Below are 22506 nucleotides of genomic sequence, written 5' to 3'. Positions count from 1 at the left end.
GTGCGTATTCAGTCGAACAGCACGCCGTCGAAGAGCTTCCGCGCAGTGCGCAGTACGGCGGCGCGGGACACCTGCCCGGCCGCATCCAGATCAAGCACGGCCGCGGTGCTGCCGCTGGGGTGTTCGATCTCCAGCGTCTGGTGCAGGCCGCCGGGCAGCACCGCCAGGGCGTGCGCGGGTGAGTCCGGCAGCAGGCAGGCGGTGGCGACCGTCACTGCCCCGAGCACGCCGATGGAGGCGTGGCAGCGGTGCGGAATGAAGGAACGGACGCTGATCGCCCCGCCCGCGCGGGGCGCGGCCACCAGCATCATCTTTGGCACCGACTGGGCACTGACATCGCCCAGCCGCATCAACGGGCCGGCCTGCAGGCGGATGGCCTCCAGCCGTGCCTTGAGCGCCTCGTCCGCATCCAGCGTAGCGCGGTCCTCATGCCCGCTGATCCCGACATCGCCGGCACGCAGCACCACGCACGGCATGCCGTTGTCGATCAGCGTCACCTGCACGCCATCGATCGCATCCACGGCATGGCCGGTCGGCAGCAGTGCGCCGCAGCTGGACCCGGCGATATCGGCGAAGGCCAGTGGCACCGGCGCGGCGCGACCGGGCACGCCGTCGATACGTGCCTCACCGTCATAGGCCACCTTGCCCTGCGGCGTCTGTACGCTGGCCACCGCGAGCGTACCGGTGTTGCACATGAAGATGCGCACCTCGGTCTGATCCGTGGTGGCGGCAACCAGCCCGCGCTCGATCGCGAACGGGCCGACCGCAGCCAGCATGTTGCCGCAGTTCTGCGCATCGCTCACCACGGCCTGGTCCACGAAGACCTGCAGGAACAGGTACTCCACGTCGGCATCGGCGCGACTGGAAGGCGCCACGACGGCGACCTTGGAGGTCAACGGATCGCCGCCGCCCATGCCATCGATCTGGCGCGGATCGGGCGAACCGAACGCACGCAGCAGGAAGGCATCACGCGCGGCCGGCGCGGCGGGCAGCTCCGACGCGAGGAAAAACCCGCCCTTGGAGGTGCCACCGCGCATCCACATCGCGCGCACGCCCTTACTCATAGCGCAGGCCCTTGGCCGCCAGGCGCTCACGCATCTGGTAGAGGTCCAGGCCGAGCTCGCCCTTGGCCAGGCGTTCGCGCTTGTCGGCCTCGCGCGCCTCGCGCGCCCGTGCGTCGGCGGCTACCCGGTCTGCATCGGCACGCGGCACGATGCAGACGCCGTCATCGTCTGCGATCACCACGTCGCCCGGCTGGACCAGCGCCCCGCCGCAGACCACCGGCACATTCACCGAACCCAGCGTTTCCTTGACCGTGCCCTGTGCGTGGACCGCGCGGCTCCAGACCGGAAAGCCCATCGCGGTGAGGTCACCCACGTCGCGCACGCCAGCATCGATCACCAGCCCGCGGCAGCCGCGCACCTGGGCCGAGGTCGCCAGCAGATCGCCGAAGTAGCCGTCCGTGCAATCACTGGTGGGCGCGACCACCAGTACATCGCCCTCGCGCAGCTGTTCGATCGCCACGTGCATCATCCAGTTGTCGCCCGGCGGCACCGACACAGTGACCGCGCTGCCGGCGATGCGGACGCCGCTGTAGATCGGGCGCAGCCGTGGATGCAGCAGGCCGCTGCGGCCCTGCGCTTCGTGCGCGGTGGCGACACCGGCCTCTGCCAGCACCTGGATCGCCGCCGGAGCAGCGCGTTCGATAGAAGAGACTACGCGGGACATCCATCCATCCTTCGTTGACGATGACGCAGTCTGTCGTCGCCCGGTCTGCCCCCTCAAGATCGTTTTTCGAAACAGCCATTGGTTTTGGTTATAGTTGATCCATGAGCAGCCCTATGGATCTGAATCTCAAGCATCTGCACGCCCTTGCCGCCGTCTACCACCACGGCGGCATCAGCGCCGCCGCTCCGCACGTGAACCTGTCCCAGCCGGCCCTGACCCAGGCCATCGCGCGGCTGGAGAAACAGTTGGATGCGCCGCTGTTCGACCGGCAGCCCGGTGGCATGTCGCCCACCGAGGCGGCCGACCTGCTGGTCCCCCGCATCGAACGCGCGCTGGACTACATCACGCACGGGGTCCGCGTGGCCCGTCGCGCACAGCGGCTGCCGGCGATGCCGGCTGTCGAACGCCGCGTCACCCTGGGCCAGCTGCGCGCCCTGGCGGCGGTGGATACGGCCGGCAGCTTCACCCTGGCCGCCAGTCGCGCGGGCGTGTCGCAGCCCGCGATCTACCGTGCGGTGCACGAGTTGTCCGAGGTGATCGAAACACCGCTGACCGTGCGCCGAGGCAAGACCGTGCAACCGACGCCGGCGGCGACGCGCATGCTGCGCCTGGTCCGGCTGGCCCTGTCCGAACTCGGCGCCGGCATCGATGAACTCGCCTCGCTGCGCTCGCAGCAGGGCGGCCGGGTTTCGCTGGGGGTCATGCCGCTGGCGCGGGCGATCCTGCTGCCCCAGGTACTGGCACGCTTCGCGCGGGCCTATCCGGGCGCCACGGTGAACGTGATCGAAGGCCCCTACGCGGAACTGCTGGGCGATCTGCGCGAGGGCAGCCTGGACCTGTTGATCGGCGCGATGCGCGACAGGCTGCCGGTGCGCGATATCGCCCAGGAAGGGCTGTTCGACGACGACCCGGTCATTGTCGCGCGCAGCGGCCACCCCCTGGCCGCGACCAAGGGCTTCGGCTTTGCCCGGCTGCTGGACTACCCGTGGGTGATCGCCGCGACCGGCGCACCGGTGCGGGCGCGCTGGGAACACATGTTCCGGCAGCACGGCCACGAACCGCCGCGGCTACGCATCGAGTGTGGTTCGGTGTTGATCACGCGCGGCCTGCTGCTCGAAGATGATTGGCTCACCTTGATGTCGCGCGATCAGTTCGTGTTCGAACGTCGCGCCGGCCTGCTCTGCGAGGTCGGGCGGGCCGGTGATGACCTGCGCCGCCGCATCGGCCTCACCACCCGCGCCGATTGGCACCCCACCCGGCTGCAGCAGGCGTTCGTGGAAACGTTCCGCCAGGTCTGTGCCGAGCGCAACGAGGTGACCGACGACGCCTGGCCGTTCCGGTTTCCAGCGACCTGATCGTGCACATGAAAAAACACCCGGCTCGCGCCGGGTGTTTTCGTGTTTCATCCATCGGCCAGTGACCGATGGGTTACCGAAGCCGGGCAGCGCCCGGCGTCGGATCAGGCAGCAACCGTACCGGCCACGTCCTGATAGTCCTCGATCTGGTCGAAGTTCATGTAGCGGTAGATGTCCTTGCTGCTGGCATCCAGCACGCCGATGTCGGCCATGTACTCTTCCTTGGTCGGGATGCGACCCAGGCGCGAGCAGATCGCGGCCAGCTCGGCCGAGCCCAGGTACACGTTGGAGTTGCGGCCCAGGCGGTTCGGGAAGTTGCGGGTCGAGGTGGAGAACACCGTCGCGCCCTCGCGCACCTGCGCCTGGTTGCCCATGCACAGCGAGCAGCCCGGCATTTCCATGCGGGCACCGGCGGTGCCGAAGGTGCCGTAATGGCCTTCCTTGGTCAGCTCCGAAGCATCCATCTTGGTCGGCGGGGCGACCCACAGCTTGGTCGGGATGTCGCGCTTGCCTTCCAGCAGCTTGGCCGCCGCACGGAAGTGACCGATGTTGGTCATGCACGAACCGATGAACACTTCGTCGATCGCCGCACCGGCGACGTCGGACAGCGTCTTGACGTCGTCCGGATCGTTCGGGCAGGCCACGATCGGCTCGTGGATGTCGGCCAGGTCGATCTCGATGACGGCGGCGTACTCGGCGTCGGCATCCGGCTCCAGCAGCTCCGGGTTGGCCAGCCAGGCTTCCATCTTCTCGATGCGGCGCGCCAGCGAACGGGCGTCCTGGTAACCCTCGGCAATCATCCACTTCAGCAGCGTGATGTTGCTGGTGAGGTACTCGATGATCGGCTCCTTGTTCAGGTGCACCGAGCAACCGGCCGCCGAACGCTCGGCCGAGGCATCGGAGAGTTCGAACGCCTGCTCGACCTTCAGATCCGGCAGACCCTCGATTTCCAGGATGCGACCGGAGAAGATGTTCTTCTTGCCGGCCTTGGCCACGGTCAGCAGGCCGGACTTGATCGCGTACAGCGGGATCGCGTTGACCAGGTCACGCAGGGTCACGCCCGGCTGCATCGTGCCCTTGAAGCGGACCAGCACCGATTCGGGCATGTCCAGCGGCATCACGCCGGTGGCGGCCGCGAAGGCCACCAGGCCCGAGCCGGCCGGGAACGAAATGCCCACCGGGAAACGGGTGTGCGAGTCGCCGCCGGTGCCGACGGTGTCGGGCAGCAGCATGCGGTTGAGCCAGCTGTGGATCACGCCGTCGCCCGGGCGCAGCGAGATGCCGCCACGGGTGGAGATGAACTCCGGCAGGGTGTGGTGGGTCTTGACGTCCACCGGCTTCGGGTACGCGGCGGTGTGGCAGAACGACTGCATCACCAGGTCGGCCGAGAAGCCCAGGCAGGCCAGATCCTTCAGCTCGTCACGGGTCATCGGGCCGGTGGTGTCCTGCGAGCCCACCGAGGTCATCTTCGGTTCGCAGTAGGTGCCCGGGCGCATGCCCTTGCCTTCCGGCAGGCCACAGGCGCGGCCGACCATCTTCTGCGCCAGCGAGAAGCCCTTGCCGGTATCCGGCGGGTCCATCGGCAGGCGGAACAGATCGGTCGGGGCCAGGCCCAGCGCTTCACGCGCCTTGGCGGTCAGGCCGCGGCCGATGATCAGCGGAATGCGGCCACCGGCGCGCACTTCGTCGAACAGCACGTCGGACTTGACCTTGAACTCGGCGATGACGGCGCCGTCTTTCAGCGCCTTGCCGTCGTACGGGCGCAGCTCGATCACATCGCCCATGTTCATCTGCGACACGTCGAGTTCGATCGGCAGGGCGCCGGCGTCTTCCATCGTGTTGTAGAAGATCGGCGCGATCTTCGAGCCCAGGCACACGCCGCCGAAGCGCTTGTTCGGAATGAACGGAATATCTTCGCCAGTGAACCACAGCACCGAGTTGGTGGCCGACTTGCGGCTCGAACCGGTACCGACCACGTCGCCCACGTAGGCGACCAGGTGGCCCTTGTCCTTCAGCGATTCGATGAACTTGACCGGACCGCGCTTGCCGTCTTCTTCCGGCTCGATGCCATCACGCTTGTTCTTCAGCATCGCCAGGGCGTGCAGCGGGATGTCCGGGCGGGTGGTGGCATCCGGGGCCGGCGACAGGTCATCGGTATTGGTTTCGCCGGTCACCTTGAGCACGGTGATGGTCAGGCTCTCGGGCACCTGCGGGCGGCTGGTGAACCACTCCGCATCGGCCCAGCTCTGCAGCACGCCTTGGGCGTTCGCATTGCCGGCCTTGGCCTTTTCCTGCACATCGTGGAAGGCATCGAACACCAGCAGGGTGTTCTTCAGCGCATCGGCGGCGATCGCGCCGACGGTGGCGTCGTCCAGCAGCTGCACCAGCGGGGCGACGTTGTAACCACCGAGCATGGTGCCCAGCAGTTCGGTGGCGCGCTCGCGCGTGATCAGCGGATTGACTTCGCTGCCCAGCGCGATCGCGGCCAGGTACGAGGCCTTGACCTTGGCGGCGTCATCGACGCCGGCCGGCACGCGGTGGGTCAGCAGTTCCAGCAGGAACTCGGCTTCGCCCGCCGGCGGGTTCTTCAGCAGCTCGATGACGTCGGCCGTCTGCTGGGCGCTCAGCGGCAGCGGCGGGATGCCAAGCGCGGCGCGCTCGGCTACGTGGTGGCGGTAGGCTTCCAACATGACAACTCCCGGGTGATTCTTTGAAAGAATGCGGTTTAAAAGTATGGGCTCAGGCGTGCGGCACGATCAGCTTCAGGCCCTTGAAGTAGTCGCGGTAAAACGTGTCGTTCCAGGTGATCAGGCCATCGCACTGCAGCAGTGCATGCGACCCGACCATGAATTCGTCCAGCCCGCGTGGCTTGGCGCCCCGCTGCCGGTGCCGGCGGTGCATCTCACCGGCGCGCAATGCGGATTTGGCCTCCAGCGGACTGAAGTGGACGCCCATTTCCTCCAGCGCCTCCTGCACTTCGGCGCCGCCGCGCAGCGACGCGCAGATCTCGGCGAGGGTCACCCCGCAGATCACCACGCGCCCGCCGACCAGGCTCTGGCGCAGGCCCGCTTCGACCGCATCGGCCTGCGGGCCATTGCTGAGCAGCTCGATCAGCACCGGTGAATCCACGGCGATCATCACGCGCTCATTCCTCGTCGCGGACCGCGCGCACGGCCGCTTCGGCCGAATCGAAACCATCCAGCGCGAACTTGCCGCGGGCACGGGAGATCGCATCGTCCACGCTCTTGCGCAGGATGATGCGGCTGCCCTCGAGCTCCACCTTCAGCTGGGTGCCCTTGGTCAGGCCAAGCGCATCACGGACCGCCTTGGGCAAGGTGATCTGCCCGCGTTCTGCAACGGTAGCTTCCATCGGTACGCCCTCCAAAGTATGCACAAATTATACATACTTCCGGGGGCATACTTCCACTGGAGTACTGATCTGGCCGCCAAGACCCTTGGCACAGAAAGGATCTGTCTCATCCGTGACATGAGGGATACATATCTCCATGTAGCCTGAGACCAACTGCCGCAGGTGGGCGCCGCCCTGAATCGTTCATACTCAGAACGATCGCGGGCCCACCGGTCAGCGGCGAACGCAAGCAGGTCTGCCTCGGGCGGGCCAACGCAAGCCATCCGCAAGAGGAGTCATCTGCAATGAGCGATTCGTTCTCCACCCGCAGCCAGCTGGACGTCGGCGGCACCACCTACGACTACTTCAGCCTGCCCAAGCTCGGACAGACGTTCGACATCTCCCACCTGCCCTACTCGATGAAGATCCTGCTGGAGAACCTGCTCCGGCACGAGGATGGCGGCGTCACCGTCGGCAAGGACCACATCCAGGCCGTCGCCCAGTGGGACCCCAAGGCCGAACCGGACATCGAGATCGCGTTCATGCCCGCGCGCGTTGTGCTGCAGGATTTCACCGGCGTGCCCTGCGTGGTCGATCTGGCCGCGATGCGTGATGCCGTGGTCAAGCTCGGCGGACGCCCGGAGCAGATCAACCCGCAGATCCCCTCCGAGCTGGTGATCGATCACTCGGTGCAGGTCGATGTGTTCGGTACGCCCGATGCGCTGGATCTCAACGGCAAGATCGAATTCCAGCGCAACCAGGAACGCTACGGCTTCCTGCGCTGGGGCCAGAAGGCCTTCGATAATTTCAAGGTGGTGCCGCCCAACACCGGCATCGTCCACCAGGTGAATCTGGAAAACCTGGCCCGCGTGGTGATGACTGCAGACAAGGATGGCAAGGCCGTTGCGTACCCGGACACCGTGTTCGGCACCGACAGCCACACCACCATGATCAATGGCATCGGCGTGCTCGGCTGGGGCGTGGGCGGTATCGAAGCGGAAGCGGCGATGCTGGGCCAGCCATCGTCGATGCTGATCCCGCAGGTGGTCGGCTTCAAGCTGACCGGCCGCATGCCCGAAGGCGCCACCGCCACCGATCTGGTGCTGACCGTCACCCAGATGCTGCGCAAGCACGGCGTGGTCGGCAAGTTCGTGGAGTTCTTCGGCGAAGGCCTGCAGCACCTGCCGCTGGCCGACCGTGCCACGATCGGCAACATGGCCCCGGAGTACGGCGCCACCTGCGGCATCTTCCCGATCGATGAAGAATCACTGACCTACCTGCGCCTGTCCGGCCGCAGCGAGGAGCAGATCGCGCTGGTGGAAGCCTATGCCAAGGCCCAGGGCCTGTGGCATGACGCCAACACCGCGCACGCCAGCTACAGCGCCACGCTGGAACTGGACATGGGCCAGGTCAAGCCGTCGCTGGCCGGCCCGAAGCGCCCGCAGGACCGCGTGCTGCTGGAAGACGTCAAGCAGAACTACCGCGAGAACCTCGTCGGCCTGACCACCAACCGCGACAAGCGCAACGATGATGTCGCCAAGTTCGTCAACGAAGGTGGCGGCGCGGCGGTCGGCAACGAACAGCTGGCCAAGGGTTACAGCGATGTCGAACTGGATGGCCAGAAATTCCGGCTGAAGGATGGCGCGGTGGTCATCGCCGCGATCACCTCGTGCACCAACACCTCCAACCCGGCGGTGATGATCGGTGCCGGCCTGCTCGCCCGCAACGCGGCGGCCAAGGGCCTGGACCGCAAGCCGTGGGTCAAGACCTCGCTCGGCCCAGGCTCGCGCGTGGTCACCGATTACCTGGAAAAAGCCGGTGTGCTGACCGAGCTGGAGAAGGTCGGCTTCTACGTGGTCGGCTACGGCTGTACCACCTGCATCGGCAACTCCGGCCCCCTGCCGACCGAAGTCAGTGCCGGCATTGCCGCCGGTGACCTGGTCGTGGCCTCGGTGCTGTCGGGCAACCGCAACTTCGAAGGCCGCGTGCACCCGGAAGTCAAAATGAACTACCTGGCCAGCCCGCCGCTGGTCGTCGCCTACGCCATCGCCGGCACCACCGACATCGACCTGACCACCGAGCCGCTGGGCACGGGCAGCGATGGGCAGCCGGTGTACCTGCGCGATATCTGGCCGAGCAACAAGGAAATCGGCGATGTGATTGCCGCGACCATCGGGCCGGAGATGTTCAAGAAGAACTATGCCGACGTGTTCAAGGGCGACACCCGCTGGAACACCATCAAGTCGCCCGATGGCGATCTGTATGAGTGGGACGGCAGCTCGACCTACATCAAGAACCCGCCCTACTTCGAAGGCATGACCATGGACGTCGGCCACATCGACGACGTGCACGGGGCGCGGGTGATGGGCCTGTTCGGCGATTCGATCACCACCGATCACATCTCCCCGGCCGGCAACATCAAGAAGGATTCCCCGGCGGGCCGCTTCCTGCAGGAGCGCGGCGTGCAGCCGGCCGATTTCAACAGCTACGGCAGCCGCCGCGGCAACGATGACGTCATGGTGCGCGGCACCTTCGCCAACATCCGCATCAAGAACCTGATGTTCGGCGGCGAAGAAGGCGGCAACACCCTGTACTTCCCGAAGGATGGCGGCGAGCCGCAGAAGCTGGCGATCTACGATGCGGCGGTCAAGTACAAGGCCGAGGGCGTCCCGCTGGTCGTCTTCGCCGGCAAGGAATACGGCACCGGCTCCTCGCGCGACTGGGCGGCCAAGGGCACCAACCTGCTGGGCGTCAAGGCGGTCATCGCCGAGAGCTTCGAGCGCATCCACCGCTCCAACCTGGTCGGCATGGGCGTGCTGCCGCTGCAGTTCAAGAACGGCGACAACGCCCAGAGCCTGGGCCTGGATGGTTCGGAAGTAATCGACATCACCGGCCTGGAGGATGGCGCCAGCAAGACGGCCACCCTCACCGCGACCAAGGCCGATGGCACGAAGAAGACCTTCGAGGTCCATGTGATGCTGCTGACTCCGAAGGAAGTGGAGTACTTCAAGCACGGCGGCCTGCTGCAGTACGTGCTGCGTCAGTTGGCGGGGAAGCGATAAAAAGCTGAGCAACGCAATCATGGCGTGGAAGCCCCCCTGAAACCTCAGGGGGGGGATAGCAACTCGGCCGGATCCGCGACACGCTCAGTTTTACTCCCGACTAGCGCTACCGCGCCGACAGTGCAACTACGGCAGCCATGTCGAGGGCTGCCGTATTAGTTTTGGCCGTGTAACCAAAACAATCAGGGGTACAGGCGTTCACGGAGCACCGTAGTACAGCGCAAAGTCACCTGCCCGAAATGGAAAGTCGCCACGGCCAACCACACCAGCAGCGTTGTGAGCAGCCAGGCACTTACGCCCCAGTCAACAAAACGCACCGTATCCACTGCGCTGTTGTACGCCGGCCACGCTTGCTTTAGCACGTCGCCGTAGAAGAGCGCGCAGGGCGCAGATGCAGTCAACAAGAGGATGAGCAGCCACGTGGGCTTCTCACCATACGACTTATAGACCTTGCGCCCGCGCCACTTTTCGATCAGTCGCCTCAACATTTTCGCGCTCCGCTTGAATTGTGTTCTCAAACAGTGCCGAACCAAGCACCGCCTCTCAACACCGACTGACGAACTCCTAGACGGCCATCACATTCATAATTCTTATCACTTTCATAAATTTCATATTTTGTACAATTTAGCCAAGCTGAGGTATGCTTGACCCATCCGCCAGGGAGCCGCCGCCATGCTGCACGCGCTCAAGTTCGACCCGATCACCGAGCTGACCCGCACCACCGCCTCGACGGTGAAGGAGCACTGGCGCAAGGTGATGCAGGACGTCCGCGAACAGCAGGCCGTACTGGTCACCAATCACAACGAGCCGCAGGCCGTCATTCTGTCCGCCCAGCAGTACCAGGCCATGCAGGCCGAGGTTGTGTCGTTGCAGCGGGACCTCGCGTCCCTGCGCGAACAGGCCCCGGCCCTGCAGCAGCTCCGTCAGCGCTTCGATGATCGCCTTGCCGTGCTGGACAGCGCCGCGGCCGCCAACAAGGCGCGCGCGCTGCTGCGCAAGCCGGCACGCCTCAAGGGCAAGGTGGCCGCAGGCAGCGGTTACTGATGCCTGCACGGCCCTTCCTGTTCGTGCTGGCAGGGGTCAACGGCGCAGGCAAGAGCTCCATTGGGGGCCATCTGCTCCGCCAAGCGGGTCTGGACTGGTTCAATCCCGACGACTGGGCCCGCCAGCTGTGCCGCGAATTCGGCATGAATCAGCGCGAGGCCAATGGCCGGGCGTGGACGGAAGGCTTCAGCCGGCTTCGCTCTGCCATCGCCGAACGCCGCAACCACGCCTTCGAAACCACCCTGGGCGGGCAGTCGATCGCCGCGACCCTGGCCGAGGCCTGCGCCACGCATGACGTACTGGTCTGGTACTGCGGCCTGGCCTCGCCCCAGCAGCACATCGCACGGGTGCGCGCACGCGTTGCGGCCGGTGGCCACCCGATCAGCGATGCGGACATCCACCGCCGCTACCCGTTGGCGCTGCAGAACCTGATCGCCCTGCTGCCAGCGCTGGCACAGCTGCAGGTGTACGACAACAGTGCCGAGGCCGGTCCTGGCCAGCCGGTTGCCGATCCACAGCTTGTGCTGCAGATGGACGGTGGCCGTTTGGCCTGGCCTGCGGCCGATGACGCCGCCCAACTGCGGCAGACACCCGACTGGGCCGTGCCGGTGCTGGAAGCTGCACTGCAGTGCCACGACACCTGCGCTGACGAGCCGCCGCGATGAGCAGGGATGGACGGATGAGCGAACACATGCGGCTGCAAACGTCATGTATCGCCGGGGCCACCCTGCCCCGCGGCCCCGCTGCCGCCGTTGTTCACCGGCCCTTCGCGTTTTCCATTCGGGACGGTATGCTGCCGAGGCATGAAACGACGGATACTCTCCGTCATCGCTTTACATCATCCACGTTTCCTGGAGGGGGAATATGAGTCTGGAACGACCCTGGCTGCAGAGCTATCCCAAAGGCGTACCCGCCGAGATCGACGTCAACGAGTTCCATTCGGTCTCCGCCGTCTTCGACACTTCGGTGGCCAAGTTCCGCGACCGCCCCGCCTACTCCAGTTTCGGCAAGGTCCTGACCTACGGGGAAACGGACGCACTGGTCGAACAGTTCGCCGCCTATCTGCTGGGTGAGCTGCAGCTCAAGAAGGGCGACCGCGTTGCCCTGATGATGCCCAACTGCCTGCAGTACCCGATCGCCACGTTCGGCGTGCTGCGTGCCGGCCTGACCGTGGTCAACGTCAACCCGCTGTACACCGCCCGCGAGCTCAAGCACCAGCTGGTGGATTCCGGCGCGGCCGTGCTGGTGGTCGTGGACAACTTCTGCGACACCGTGCAGCAGGTCATTGCCGACACCCCGATCAAGCAGGTGGTGACCACCGGCCTGGGCGACATGCTCGGCGCCAAGGGCATCGTGGTGAACTTCGTCCTGAAGTACATCAAGAAGATGGTGCCCAACTACAGCCTGCGCGGCGCGATCCGCTTCAACCAGGCGCTCAAGCTGGGCAGCCGCCACACCCTGCCCAAGGTCGAGATCGACCACGACGATGTCGCCTTCCTGCAGTACACCGGCGGCACCACCGGCGTGGCCAAGGGCGCGATGCTGACCAATCGCAACCTGGTCGCCAACATGCAGCAGGCCTCGGCCTGGATCTCCGCCTCGGGGATCGAGATGGGCAGGGAGGTGATCATCACCGCCCTGCCGCTGTACCACATCTTCGCGTTGACGGCGAACGGGCTGGTCTTCATGAAGTTCGGTGGCTGCAACTACCTGATCACCAACCCGCGCGACATGAAGGGCTTCGTCAAGGAGCTCAAGGCGACCCGCTTCACCGCGATCACCGGCGTCAACACGCTGTTCAACGGCCTGCTCAACACGCCGGGCTTCGACGAGGTCGATTTCTCCTCGCTGAAGGTCACCCTGGGCGGCGGCATGGCGGTGCAGCGCGCCGTCGCCGAGCGTTGGAAGAAGGTCACCGGCGTCACCCTGGTCGAGGCCTATGGCCTGACCGAGACCTCGCCGGCCGCCTGCATCAACCCGCTCGACCTGGCCGAGTACAACGGTGCGATCGGCCTGCCGATCCCGTCCACCGATGCCTGCGTCAAGGATGACGCCGGCAAGACGCTGGCCGTCGGCGAAGTCGGCGAGCTGTGCATCAAGGGCCCGCAGGTCATGAAGGGCTACTGGCAGCGCCCGGAAGATACCGCTCAGGCGGTGGACGCCGAGGGCTGGCTGCACACCGGCGACATGGCACGGATGGATGAGCAGGGCTTCTTCTACATCGTGGACCGCAAGAAGGACATGATCCTGGTGTCCGGCTTCAACGTGTACCCCAATGAGGTCGAAGACGTCATCGCGATGATGCCCGGCGTGCTCGAAGTCGCGGCGGTCGGCGTGCCCGATGAGAAGTCCGGTGAAGTGGTCAAGGTGGTCATCGTCAAGAAGGACCCCAACCTCACCGCCGAGATGGTCAAGGAACATGCACGCGCGAACCTGACCGGCTACAAGCACCCGCGGATCGTGGAGTTCCGCAAGGAACTGCCCAAGACCAACGTCGGCAAGATCCTGCGCCGCGAACTGCGCGATACCCCTGCGCCGTAACGGTTCCCCAACGGCTGCATCTTCACAGGGCCCCTGCCGGCAACGGCGGGGGCCTTTTGCATTGCGTGAGATGCCGGGGGTGTAGGATCGCGGCGTGTGGACCCGTCAGGCCCGCCGCCCACCGTCCTCCCAGCGGGCCAGCCTCCGAGGAAATCGCCATGAGCACCATTGAAAAGCTGCCCGTCAACCACCGCTACGCCACCATCCGCACGGAAACCACCGGCAACGACGATGCCCATTGGCTGTTCATGCATGCCGATGCCGCCAGCGGCATCCGCCCGTGCTGCCGCAAGGACATGCTCGATGAAATGTGGAACTTCATGAGCGCGATCACCCGCAGCCCTGCCGAGCGCAACAGCGGCAAGCTGCGCCATTTCGTGCTCGCCTCCGATGCCAATGCCTACAACCTGGGCGGCGATCTGGACCTGTTCACCCGCCTGATCCGCGAGGGCAACCGCGACCGCCTGCTGACCTATGCGCAGCGTTGCGTGGAAGGCGTGCACCACCTGCACACCGGCTTCGGTGGCGACGTGCGCTCGATCGCGCTGATCCAGGGCGATGCCCTCGGCGGCGGCCTGGAGATGGCGCTGGCCTGCCACACCATCGTGGCCGAGGAAGGCTGCGGCATGGGCCTGCCGGAAGTCCTGTTCGGGCTGTTCCCGGGCATGGGCGCCTATTCCTTCCTGTGCAAGCGCGTGGCCCCGCAGCTGGCCGAGAAGATCATCCTCGACGGCCGCGTGTATTCCTCCGAAGAGATGCATGCCATGGGCGTGGTCGATGTGCTGGTGCCCAAGGGCCAGGGCGTCAAGGCCGTGGAAGATCTGATCCGCCAGCACCAGCGCATTCCGCATTCGTATCTGGCGATGAACGCCGCGCGCAACCTGGCCCAGGCCGTGCGCTATGACGAACTGCTGGAAATCACCAAGGTCTGGGTGGACTCCGCCCTTGCGCTGGGCGACAAGTCGCTGCGCACCATGGACCGCCTGATCAAGGCCCAGACCCGCCGCGCCACCCTCGACGTCGCCTGAGCCATCCCCTCCCCTGTGTTGTTCAAGCCCGGCTGCCGCCGGGCTTTTTTTTATTGCAGCCCCACTCAGCGCATGTCGCCGCCGTCGTCGGCCTGCCCCTGCGCCTTGCGCTGCGCACGCGCATCCAGCGCCTGCCGGCCTTCCTTGATGCCCGCCTGCAGCAGGGTCACGCGCTGCCGCCATTCGCTCTTGAGCTGCCAGTCGGCCATGCGCATCAGATCCCCGGCGCGGTTGGCGACGCGGACCAGGCCCAGATTGCTGGCCACGCCCTTGATCGCGTGCGCCTGCTCGCGGAAATGGACCCAGTCGCTGCGCTCGCCGTCGGCCAGTGCCACGCCGATGCACTGGTCGGCATCGGCCAGGCATTGGCGGATGAACTCGCGTTCGAAACCGTCGCCCATGCCGAGCGAGGCCAGCTCGTCGAGCACGCCCGGGTCCAGTACACCATCCAGCGCGGTAGCGGTACGCACGATCGGTGCGCTGGCCTTGAGCTGGCCGTTGGAGGCGATATCGGCAAGCACATCCAGCAGCCGCACCGCGACCACGGGCTTGGCCAGGAACGTATGCGCGCCGGCCTGCGTGCAGCGTTGGATGGCCTCGGGCGTGACGTCGGCGCTGAGCACCAGCACCGGCGTGCGCGGACCGCCACCGGCCTGCATCACGCGCAGTTCCTTGAGCATGTCCAGGCCACTCATGCCGGGCATGTGCAGATCCACGATGGCCGCATCGAAATCACTCTCGGCCATCGCATCGAGCACCGCTTCACCGCCGTTGACGCACAGCACCTTGTGGCCGGCCTTCTGCAGCAGGCGCTGCAGCACCATCCGGTTGGCCTCGTGATCATCGGCGACCAGGATGTGCATGCTGCGCACGCGCGCGCGGTGGCGCAGGAACGGGTCGGCAAACGCAATCACATTGCCGTTGCGGTCCGGCAGCCCGTCGCCGACCAGCGCCGGGGTGACCGTGCCCAGCGGCACGCGCGGCGGCGCGAACGGCAGCTCGAACCAGAAATGGCTGCCCTGCGGCGGGTTCTCTTCGTAGCCGATGTCCCCGCCCATCGCCTCGACCAGGCCCTTGGCGATGGTCGTGCCCAGGCCGGTGCCTTCGTGGCGGCGCGCCATGCTGACGTCGGCCTGCTCGAACGCTTCGAACAGGCGCGGGCGCATCTCCGGGGCGACACCGATGCCCGTGTCGAGGATGTCGAACCGCAGGCGCACCCCGCCGTTGGATTCGGCATCGAGCACGGCCACGCGGATTTCGACACGGCCGTGGTCAGTGAACTTGACTGCGTTGCCGGCGATGTTGAGCAGGATCTGCCGCAGGTGACCCAGGTCACCGCGCAGCAGCGGCGGCACGGTATCGGCCACCTTGACCCGGTAATCCAGCCGCTTGGCCTTGGCCTGCGGCAGCAGGATCAACCCGATGGCCTGGATCACATCGGCCAGCGCGAAGTCCTCGGCGGTCACGCGCAGCTTGCCCGCTTCGATCGCGGAGATATCGAGCACTTCCTCCACCAGCGCCAGCAGGCTGCGCGAGGACGCCTGGATGGTGTTCACACACTCGCGCTGCTCGTCATCGAGCTTGGTGGTGGCCAACAGCTCGGTCATGCCCGACAGGCCGTTGAGCGGCGTGCGGAACTCGTGGCTCATGTTGGCCAGGAAACGGCTCTTGGCCTCGCTCGCGCGGCGCGCCTCGGCCATCGCACGGGTGAGCTGGCGCAGCAGCGTGGAGAAATACAGCGGCACTGCCGCCAGGCCCAGCCACAGGCCGAATGCCAGCCGCGCGTTCAGATGCCAGTACGGGGTCAGCAGTGCGGTGCTGCCGAAGCTGACCATCGCCATCGCCACCGCGACGTACAGATAGTTGTTGCCGTAGCGCATGCCGTTGCCGACCGTCACCCACATCACCACGATGTAGACCCAGGCCAGTGGCTCGCCCATCTGCACCATGCCGGCGGCGATCAGCCCGTAATCGGCGAGCATGCCGGCCACCCGGCGCGGGTCCGAGCGTCCCGGCCGCCACAGCAGCCAGCCGAACAGCCCCAGCGAGAGGGTCAGGCCGGTCAGCACGATCGCCAGCACCCCGTGGTACTGCGCCGGGGGCAGGTCGTGGCGCGGCCCCGGCATGAGCACATACAGCAGGATCAGGGTGATCAGCACGATGCGCACGATCGCCTGGCCGTGTTCGGTATCCGGGCGCTGCGCCAGGCGGTGCTTCAGGCGCGGGTACAGACGACGCATATCACATCCCCGGGCGGGATGACGCGGTGGAGTGCTGTGCGCAGATCTCATCAAGCTGGAGGCGGCCGCGCAGCAGGGCATCGACGCAGCGCGGATCGAACAACCGGCCCCGCTGGGCATACAGATACGCCAGCGTGGCTTCCATGGTCCATGCTTCCTTGTACGGACGCGGTGAGATCAGCGCGTCGAACACATCGGCCACCGCCACGATCCGCGCTTCCAGCGGAATCGCATCGCCGACCAGCCCATCCGGGTAGCCGCTGCCGTCGTAACGCTCATGGTGGCGCAGTGCGATCAGGGCCCCGACCTGGATGAAACGGTTCTGGCTGCCACTCAGCAGCTCGTAGCCGATCCGCGGGTGCCGGCGCATGATCGCCTGCTCCTCATCGCTCAGCTTGCCCTGTTTGAGCAGGACCGCATCGGGAATGGCGATCTTGCCCATGTCGTGCAGGGGCGCCGCCATCTCGATCAGCTTGACCTCTTCTTCCGGCAGCCCGAGCTGCTCGGCGATCAGCCCGGCGACATGCGCCATGCGCTCCAGGTAGGCACTGGTGCCGGCATCACGGAATTCGATCGCCCGCGCCAGCCGCGACAGCGTCTCGCGCTCGCGCTCCTCCACCTCGTGCATGCTGGCCAGCAGGCGCTGCTCCAGCGACAGCGCGCGCTGCTTGACGTTCTCCGACTGCTGGCGCAGCTGCAACAGGTTGTAGCAGCGCGCGCGCAGTTCGCGCGGGCGGATGGGCTTGACCAGGAAATCGATCACCCCGGCCTCCAGCGCGGCCTGGCGGATCGGCTCGTCGCCGACCACGGTGATCAGGATCACGGGGATGTCGCGGTGCTTGGGCAGGCGGCGGAAGCGGCGGGCGAACTCCAGCCCGTCCATCTCCGGCATGCGGTAATCGAGCAACAGCAGATCCACGGCGTGCGACTCGCACCAGGCAAGCGCCGTCAGCGGATCGCCGAAGTCGTGCACGGACAGTTCCGGCGCGATGTCCTCGATGACATGGCGCAGCATGGTACGCGCGGACGTCTGATCGTCAACGATGACAATATTCAAGGCTGCTTCTGCCTTCTTCCTTGACCACACTGGAACATGCTGCGAAGAGGATACTCCGCCGCTCTGCACACTGGCACCTTGCATCGGTCCGCCTCCCGTCATGAACACCCCAGTTCATGATCGTCGTCACAGTGTGACGCCGGTGTCGGCATCTCCCTGCAACCCGTCATGGTCTGTGGCCATCACGCCATAGCGCCTGTTAAGGCCACGCAGAAACCATACCCGCGCGGCCACGGCAGCGGAACCCCCGCGCCGGACGTGCCCCAAGCACGCCCGGACCCAATTCTCAGTTTTCCGGACGCATGTACGGGAACAGCAGCACGTCGCGGATCGAACTGCTGCCGGTCAGCAGCATCACCAGACGGTCGATGCCGATGCCCAGGCCGCCGGTCGGGGCCATGCCGTACTCCAGCGCGCGGATGTAATCGGCGTCATAGTGCATGGCCTCGTCATCGCCGCCTTCCTTGGCCGTGACCTGGGCCTGGAACCGGGCCGCCTGGTCTTCCGGGTCGTTCAGCTCGGAGAAGCCATTGGCCAGCTCCTTGCCGTTGATGAACAGCTCGAAGCGGTCGGTGTAGCCGGGCTGGTCATCGTTGGCGCGGGCCAGCGGCGAGACCTCGACCGGGTGGTCGGTGATGAAGGTCGGCTGGATCAGGGTGTGCTCGACGGTGGCCTCGAAGATCTCCAGCAGCAGCTTGCCCCAGCCGTAGGACGGCTTGATGCGGATCTTCAGGCGCTCGCAGTGGGCGGCCAGCGCATCGCGGTCGGTGCAGTCGGCGGCGCTGATCTCCGGGTTGTGGTGGCGAACCGCCTCGTCCATGCGCCAGCGGCGGAACGCCGGGGCCAGGTCGATGGTGGCACCGTCCCACTCCACCGTGGTGGTGCCCAGCACCTTGCTGGCCACGTCACGGATCACGCCTTCGGTCAGGTCCATCACTTCGGTGTACGTGGCGTAGGCCTCGTACAGCTCCATCATGGTGAATTCCGGGTTGTGGCGGGTGCTCACGCCCTCATTGCGGAAGTTGCGGTTGATCTCGTACACGCGCTCCAGGCCACCCACGACCAGGCGCTTGAGGTACAGCTCCGGGGCCACGCGCAGGTACAGGTCCAGGTCCAGCGCGTTGTGGTGGGTGGTGAACGGCTTGGCCGTGGCGCCGCCGGGGATGTAATGCATCATCGGCGTTTCGACTTCCAGGAAGTCGCGGTTGTCCAGCCACGCGCGCATGGCGCGGATGATCCGCGAGCGCTTGATGAACACCTCGCGCGACTCCGGAGTCACGATCAGGTCGACATAGCGCTGGCGGTAGCGCTGCTCCACGTCGGCCAGGCCGTGCCACTTGTCCGGCAGCGGGCGCAGCGACTTGGTCAGCAGGCGGATGCTGGTGGCCTTGACCGACAGCTCACCGGTCTTGGTCCGGGTCAGCCCGCCCTCCACGGCGATGATGTCGCCCACGTCCCAGCCCTTGAAGGCGGTGTAGGCATCGCCCAGCGTGCTGCCCTGCAGGAACAGCTGGATGCGGCCGGACTCGTCCTGGATCTGGGCGAAGCTTGCCTTGCCCATCACGCGCTTGGCCATCAGGCGGCCGGCCATCTTGACCTGGCGGTCGCTGGCCTCCAGCGCTTCGGCGGTCCACTGCTCTGCATCGGCGAACTCGGCCTGCAGGGTGCCGGCGAAGTGCTCGCGGCGGAAATCGTTCGGGTAGGCAATGCCCTGCCCGCGCAGGGCGGTCAGTTTCGCGCGGCGCTCGGCGATGAGGCTGTTCTCGTCGACGGGGGGCTGCGGCGAGGCGGTCTGATCGTTCATGGCGTGGGTCTATGTATGTCGGGGGGGAGGTACGGTCCCCGCCATCATGCCGATGGTCGGGGCGGATTGCGAAACCGGGCGCGGCCCGGGCACAACGGATCGGGGCCGCGCGTGGCGGCCCCGACGGTCAGGCGTCGGTGCGTTTGGCACCCACGGCCAGGCCGGACTTCAGGCTGGCTTCGACGAATTCGTCGAGGTCGCCGTCCAGCACCTTCTGCGTATCGGAGCGTTCGATGCCGGTGCGCAGGTCCTTGATACGGCTCTGGTCGAGCACGTAGTTGCGGATCTGGCTGCCCCAGCCGATATCGGACTTGGTGGCTTCCACCGCATCACGCTCGGCATTGCGCTTCTGGATCTCCAGCTCGTACAGCTTGGCGGCCAGCATCTTCATCGCGTTGTCGCGGTTCTGGTGCTGGCTGCGGCCGGTCTGGCAGGCCACGACCGTATTGGTCGGAATGTGCGTGATACGCACCGCCGACTCGGTCTTGTTGACGTGCTGGCCACCGGCGCCGGAGGAGCGGTACACATCGGTGCGCAGGTCGGCGGGGTTGATGTCGATCTCGATGTTGTCATCGACTTCCGGCGACACGAACACCGAGGTGAAGCTGGTGTGGCGGCGGTTGTCCGAATCGAACGGCGACTTGCGCACCAGGCGGTGCACGCCGGTCTCGGTCTTCAGCCAGCCGTAGGCGTAATCGCCTTCCACGCGCAGCGTGGCCGACTTGATGCCCGCGACGTCGCCGCCGGAGACTTCCATCAGCTCGGTCTTCCAGCCGCGCGATTCGCACCAGCGCAGGTACATGCGCAGCAGGATCTCGGCCCAGTCCTGGGCTTCGGTACCGCCGGCGCCGGCCTGGATATCGACGAACGCCGCGGCGTTGTCCATCTGGCCGGAGAACATGCGCTGGAACTCCAGCTGCTCCACGTGCTTCTGGTACTTGTCCAGGTCACTGACCACGGCCAGGGCGGTTTCTTCGTCCTGTTCGCTTTCGGCCAGTTCCAGCAGTTCGCCCGACTCGGTCAGGCCGTCGAGGATCGTGGCGATGCCGCCCACGGTCTTGTCCAGGTTGGCGCGTTCGCGGCCAAGGTTCTGGGCGTACTCGGCGTTGTTCCAGATATCCGGGTTTTCCAGTTCCCGGGCTACTTCTTCCAGACGCTCTTTCTTGGCGTCGTAGTCAAAGATACCCCCTGAGCGAGAGCACGCGATCGGTGAGATCGGTGATGCGCTGGCGGACAGGATTGAGCTCGATCATGTCGGCGATTAATGCGTGCGAAAAGACTGTCCATCATAGCCTATCCGGGCCTTTCCGGCGGTGGCCGGGGCGGCAGGTACCCGCCGGCGGGCAGGAAAGCGAGATCGCTGAACACGGGCGCCCGGCCAGACGGTAGACTTCGGCCCCGCCGCGCGGCCCCCTGCCCGCGGCGTCCCCCAACGCACTACATGGAGCACCACCCCGATGAGGACGTCATCCTCCGCCCTGCTGCTGGCCTTCGCCTGCCTGACCGCCTCCACCGGCGCTTCGGCCCTGGACCTCAAGCAGCTGACCAGCACCGGCCTGAAGGCCGGCCAGGCGCTCACCCTGTCCGACCAGGACGTGGCCAAGGCCGCCGACGAAGCCTGCGTCTACATGGACCAGCAGAACAAGGTCGCCCCCGCCAACTCGCCCTACGCCCAGCGCCTGGCCAGGATCACCCAGGGCCTGGCCAACGAAGACGGCATGAACCTCAACTTCAAGGTCTACCTGACCGACGACGTCAATGCCTGGGCCATGGCCAACGGCTGCGTGCGCGTGTACTCGGGCCTGATGGACATGGCCTCGGACGACGAAGTGCGTGGCGTGATCGGCCACGAGATCGGCCACGTCAAGCTGGGCCACTCCAAGACCAAGATGCGTACCGCACTGCTGGCCTCGGCCGGTCGCGACACGCTGGCCGCCTCGGGCAATGCCAATATCGCCACCCTGACCCAGGGCCAGCTCGGCGAACTGGCCGAGGGCTTCGTCAACGCGCAGTTCTCGCAGAAGGAAGAAAGCGCTGCCGACGAATACGGCTACCGCTTCATGAAGCGCCACCAGTACGACCCGGCCGCCCTGGCCAGCATGTTCCGCAAGCTGTCCAGCAAGGGCGGCCTGATGTCCTCCCACCCGGGCTCGGAAGCCCGCGCCGGGCGCATCGACGCGATGATCAAGAAAGACAGCAAGCGCTGAGTTCCCTGCCGGCACCCTGCTCCGCCAGGGTGCCGGTCAGCCAGGCCGGGTCAGGCCGTTGCCTGCACCGCCAGCGCCTGCCGGAACGAGGGCAGCTGCCGGCGACTGCACGGTACGCGCCCACCATCGTCCATGTGCAGCAAGGCCTCGCCCCCGTCCAGCGGCTCGATCGAGACCAGGTGCCGCACGTTCACCAGCCAGCTGCGGTGGGCCCGCACGAACACGGCCGGATCCAATCGTTCTTCCAGTGCCGCCATGGTGCTGCGCAGCGGGTAGTCGTGCCCGCGCACCCGCAGATTGACGTAGTTGCCGGCCGCCTGGGCATATTCGATATCACCGGTGGCGACCAGGAAGTCGCGCCCCAGCTTGCGCACCAGGAACCGTTCCGGGCGCTCCACGGCGTCCACCGGCGGCGCATCGTCCGGCGCGGCCAGCAGATGCGCCTCGCCCTGCCGGCGCCGTCCGAACCAGCTGAAGAAATGCTCGATCGCCACGAAGGTGAAGAACGCACGCACATCCTTGAGGTACTCGTACACCAGGCGTACCGGCCAGCTGGCATCGTCCTGGTAGTGGTAGCCGAGCGCGGCATAAGCGAGATGGCGCAGCCCCATCATCCCGGTGACATGCACCAGCGACCACGCCACGCTGGCCAGCAGGTACAGCGGCAGGCGGCGCTTCCAGGTATCGGCATGCAGCGGCCAACGCTGGCAGCCCCACCACAGGACCGGCAGCGTCAGCAGGATCATCGTGACGCTGCTCAGCTCCCAGATCATCGGCTGCCACAGGCCCAGGTCTTCGCCACGGCGCCCCGCATCCATCACTTCCACCAGCGCATTGGCCACCGCGGTGGTCAGAAGGATCACCGACCACACCAGCATCCGCGCACCCGGCCGCCACCGCGCGGCACGTCCGTTCGCCATTGAATCGTCCATTCGCAAAGGGTCGTCAGCCTGACTCATCACACCATGGTAGTGCGCCCCGCCCGTCCCTTGGCGACCGCCATTGGTCACTTGGCACCCACGGCAGAGCCCTTTGGCGTGGCCGAACCTCCTGCCAGTGCGCACCGTGGAGGCTCCTGCCCTCCCTGCCCC

At 66.3% G+C, this 22506-nt stretch carries 18 protein-coding genes; 7 read left to right on the top strand and 11 right to left on the bottom strand.

The window, feature by feature from the left end; all coding sequences use genetic code 11:
* Window positions 1-8: 8 nt before the first annotated feature.
* Both OC373_RS09025 and OC373_RS09020 read right to left on the bottom strand, forming a co-directional pair.
* Complete coding sequence (locus OC373_RS09025) at window positions 9-1064, bottom strand: 4-oxalomesaconate tautomerase (RefSeq protein ID WP_261997528.1); 1056 nt, start codon at window positions 1062-1064, stop codon at window positions 9-11.
* Window positions 1057-1728, bottom strand: a complete 672-nt coding sequence (locus OC373_RS09020) for a 4-carboxy-4-hydroxy-2-oxoadipate aldolase/oxaloacetate decarboxylase (RefSeq protein ID WP_261997527.1) — start codon at window positions 1726-1728, stop codon at window positions 1057-1059. Before OC373_RS09020 ends, OC373_RS09025 begins: the two co-directional genes overlap by 8 nt.
* A gap of 101 nt (window positions 1729-1829) precedes the next feature.
* Here OC373_RS09020 and OC373_RS09015 point away from each other — a divergent pair, with 101 nt between their 5' ends.
* A complete protein-coding gene (locus tag OC373_RS09015; RefSeq protein ID WP_070427304.1) occupies window positions 1830-3083 on the top strand; it encodes a LysR family transcriptional regulator in 1254 nt (417 codons plus the stop codon).
* Window positions 3084-3187: 104 nt separating this feature from the next.
* Here the strand turns inward: OC373_RS09015 and acnB are convergent, their stop codons facing one another.
* The 3 genes from acnB to OC373_RS09000 are packed head-to-tail and all read right to left on the bottom strand — an operon-like array spanning window position 3188 to window position 6453.
* Window positions 3188-5773 (bottom strand): bifunctional aconitate hydratase 2/2-methylisocitrate dehydratase, encoded by a 2586-nt coding sequence (acnB, locus tag OC373_RS09010; RefSeq protein ID WP_070427303.1) that lies wholly within the window; start codon window positions 5771-5773, stop codon window positions 3188-3190.
* Between the two features lie 49 nt (window positions 5774-5822).
* On the bottom strand, window positions 5823-6221 hold the full coding sequence (locus tag OC373_RS09005; protein WP_019182936.1) for a type II toxin-antitoxin system VapC family toxin: 399 nt from the start codon (window positions 6219-6221) through the stop codon (window positions 5823-5825).
* A 7-nt stretch (window positions 6222-6228) separates the two neighbouring features.
* Window positions 6229-6453, bottom strand: coding sequence for an AbrB/MazE/SpoVT family DNA-binding domain-containing protein (locus tag OC373_RS09000; protein WP_019182937.1), 225 nt, complete (start codon window positions 6451-6453; stop codon window positions 6229-6231).
* Window positions 6454-6737: 284 nt separating this feature from the next.
* Here OC373_RS09000 and acnA point away from each other — a divergent pair, with 284 nt between their 5' ends.
* Window positions 6738-9494: an aconitate hydratase AcnA gene (gene acnA / locus OC373_RS08995; protein ID WP_261997526.1), complete on the top strand. Its 2757-nt coding sequence runs from the start codon at window positions 6738-6740 to the stop codon at window positions 9492-9494.
* Between the two features lie 182 nt (window positions 9495-9676).
* Here the strand turns inward: acnA and OC373_RS08990 are convergent, their stop codons facing one another.
* A complete protein-coding gene (locus OC373_RS08990) occupies window positions 9677-9982 on the bottom strand; it encodes a hypothetical protein (RefSeq protein ID WP_261997525.1) in 306 nt (101 codons plus the stop codon).
* 184 nt (window positions 9983-10166) lie between these two features.
* On the opposite strand from OC373_RS08990, the gene OC373_RS08985 reads away from it, so the two are divergent.
* The 4 genes from OC373_RS08985 to OC373_RS08970 all read left to right on the top strand — a co-directional run bounded on the left by OC373_RS08985 (window position 10167) and on the right by OC373_RS08970 (window position 14107).
* A complete protein-coding gene (locus tag OC373_RS08985) occupies window positions 10167-10538 on the top strand; it encodes a type II toxin-antitoxin system prevent-host-death family antitoxin (RefSeq protein WP_070427301.1) in 372 nt (123 codons plus the stop codon).
* The gene (locus OC373_RS08980) at window positions 10538-11203 is read left to right on the top strand and encodes an AAA family ATPase (protein WP_261997524.1); all 666 of its coding nucleotides are present in this window, start codon (window positions 10538-10540) and stop codon (window positions 11201-11203) included. The genes OC373_RS08985 and OC373_RS08980 overlap by 1 nt, the downstream gene beginning before the upstream one ends.
* 199 nt (window positions 11204-11402) lie before the next feature.
* Window positions 11403-13079: a long-chain fatty acid--CoA ligase gene (locus OC373_RS08975; RefSeq protein ID WP_261997523.1), complete on the top strand. Its 1677-nt coding sequence runs from the start codon at window positions 11403-11405 to the stop codon at window positions 13077-13079.
* Between the two features lie 158 nt (window positions 13080-13237).
* Window positions 13238-14107: a crotonase/enoyl-CoA hydratase family protein gene (locus tag OC373_RS08970; RefSeq protein WP_070427299.1), complete on the top strand. Its 870-nt coding sequence runs from the start codon at window positions 13238-13240 to the stop codon at window positions 14105-14107.
* 65 nt (window positions 14108-14172) lie between these two features.
* On the opposite strand, the gene OC373_RS08965 is transcribed toward OC373_RS08970, so the two are convergent.
* The 4 genes from OC373_RS08965 to prfB all read right to left on the bottom strand — a co-directional run bounded on the left by OC373_RS08965 (window position 14173) and on the right by prfB (window position 20461).
* The gene (locus OC373_RS08965) at window positions 14173-16347 is read right to left on the bottom strand and encodes an ATP-binding protein (RefSeq protein WP_261997522.1); all 2175 of its coding nucleotides are present in this window, start codon (window positions 16345-16347) and stop codon (window positions 14173-14175) included.
* A gap of 1 nt (window position 16348) precedes the next feature.
* The gene (locus tag OC373_RS08960) at window positions 16349-17488 is read right to left on the bottom strand and encodes a two-component system response regulator (protein WP_019182944.1); all 1140 of its coding nucleotides are present in this window, start codon (window positions 17486-17488) and stop codon (window positions 16349-16351) included.
* A 202-nt stretch (window positions 17489-17690) separates the two neighbouring features.
* Window positions 17691-19208, bottom strand: coding sequence for a lysine--tRNA ligase (gene lysS, locus OC373_RS08955; protein ID WP_070427298.1), 1518 nt, complete (start codon window positions 19206-19208; stop codon window positions 17691-17693).
* A 127-nt stretch (window positions 19209-19335) separates the two neighbouring features.
* A protein-coding gene (prfB, locus tag OC373_RS08950) for a peptide chain release factor 2 (RefSeq protein WP_261997521.1) occupies window positions 19336-20461 on the bottom strand; the annotation gives its coding sequence in 2 pieces (ribosomal slippage) (window positions 19336-20385 and window positions 20387-20461; 1125 coding nt in all).
* Window positions 20462-20665: 204 nt separating this feature from the next.
* On the opposite strand from prfB, the gene OC373_RS08945 reads away from it, so the two are divergent.
* A complete protein-coding gene (locus OC373_RS08945; RefSeq protein ID WP_070427297.1) occupies window positions 20666-21415 on the top strand; it encodes a M48 family metallopeptidase in 750 nt (249 codons plus the stop codon).
* 50 nt (window positions 21416-21465) lie between these two features.
* Here the strand turns inward: OC373_RS08945 and OC373_RS08940 are convergent, their stop codons facing one another.
* Window positions 21466-22335: a LytTR family DNA-binding domain-containing protein gene (locus tag OC373_RS08940; protein ID WP_019182948.1), complete on the bottom strand. Its 870-nt coding sequence runs from the start codon at window positions 22333-22335 to the stop codon at window positions 21466-21468.
* Window positions 22336-22506 lie beyond the last annotated feature (171 nt).

The organism is Stenotrophomonas sp. Ste96, from assembly GCF_024519495.1.
Lineage (GTDB): Bacteria > Pseudomonadota > Gammaproteobacteria > Xanthomonadales > Xanthomonadaceae > Stenotrophomonas > Stenotrophomonas bentonitica_A.
This window is presented reverse-complemented; position numbering and strand designations above follow the sequence as displayed.

Bases quoted from the DNA above. Each gene is read 5' to 3' on its own strand.
- OC373_RS08980 (WP_261997524.1), top strand. From the start codon at position 10,538: ATGCCTGCACGGCCCTTCCTGTTCGTGCTGGCAGGGGTCAACGGCGCA.
- OC373_RS09020 (WP_261997527.1), bottom strand. From the start codon at position 1,728: ATGTCCCGCGTAGTCTCTTCTATCGAACGCGCTGCTCCGGCGGCGATC.
- acnA (WP_261997526.1), top strand. From the start codon at position 6,738: ATGAGCGATTCGTTCTCCACCCGCAGCCAGCTGGACGTCGGCGGCACC.
- OC373_RS08985 (WP_070427301.1), top strand. From the start codon at position 10,167: ATGCTGCACGCGCTCAAGTTCGACCCGATCACCGAGCTGACCCGCACC.
- OC373_RS08990 (WP_261997525.1), bottom strand. From the start codon at position 9,982: ATGTTGAGGCGACTGATCGAAAAGTGGCGCGGGCGCAAGGTCTATAAG.
- OC373_RS08960 (WP_019182944.1), bottom strand. From the start codon at position 17,488: ATGCAAGGTGCCAGTGTGCAGAGCGGCGGAGTATCCTCTTCGCAGCAT.
- OC373_RS09005 (WP_019182936.1), bottom strand. From the start codon at position 6,221: ATGATCGCCGTGGATTCACCGGTGCTGATCGAGCTGCTCAGCAATGGC.
- OC373_RS09025 (WP_261997528.1), bottom strand. From the start codon at position 1,064: ATGAGTAAGGGCGTGCGCGCGATGTGGATGCGCGGTGGCACCTCCAAG.
- OC373_RS08965 (WP_261997522.1), bottom strand. From the start codon at position 16,347: ATGCGTCGTCTGTACCCGCGCCTGAAGCACCGCCTGGCGCAGCGCCCG.
- OC373_RS08970 (WP_070427299.1), top strand. From the start codon at position 13,238: ATGAGCACCATTGAAAAGCTGCCCGTCAACCACCGCTACGCCACCATC.
- OC373_RS08975 (WP_261997523.1), top strand. From the start codon at position 11,403: ATGAGTCTGGAACGACCCTGGCTGCAGAGCTATCCCAAAGGCGTACCC.
- OC373_RS08940 (WP_019182948.1), bottom strand. From the start codon at position 22,335: ATGGCGAACGGACGTGCCGCGCGGTGGCGGCCGGGTGCGCGGATGCTG.
- acnB (WP_070427303.1), bottom strand. From the start codon at position 5,773: ATGTTGGAAGCCTACCGCCACCACGTAGCCGAGCGCGCCGCGCTTGGC.
- OC373_RS08945 (WP_070427297.1), top strand. From the start codon at position 20,666: ATGAGGACGTCATCCTCCGCCCTGCTGCTGGCCTTCGCCTGCCTGACC.
- OC373_RS09015 (WP_070427304.1), top strand. From the start codon at position 1,830: ATGAGCAGCCCTATGGATCTGAATCTCAAGCATCTGCACGCCCTTGCC.
- OC373_RS09000 (WP_019182937.1), bottom strand. From the start codon at position 6,453: ATGGAAGCTACCGTTGCAGAACGCGGGCAGATCACCTTGCCCAAGGCG.
- lysS (WP_070427298.1), bottom strand. From the start codon at position 19,208: ATGAACGATCAGACCGCCTCGCCGCAGCCCCCCGTCGACGAGAACAGC.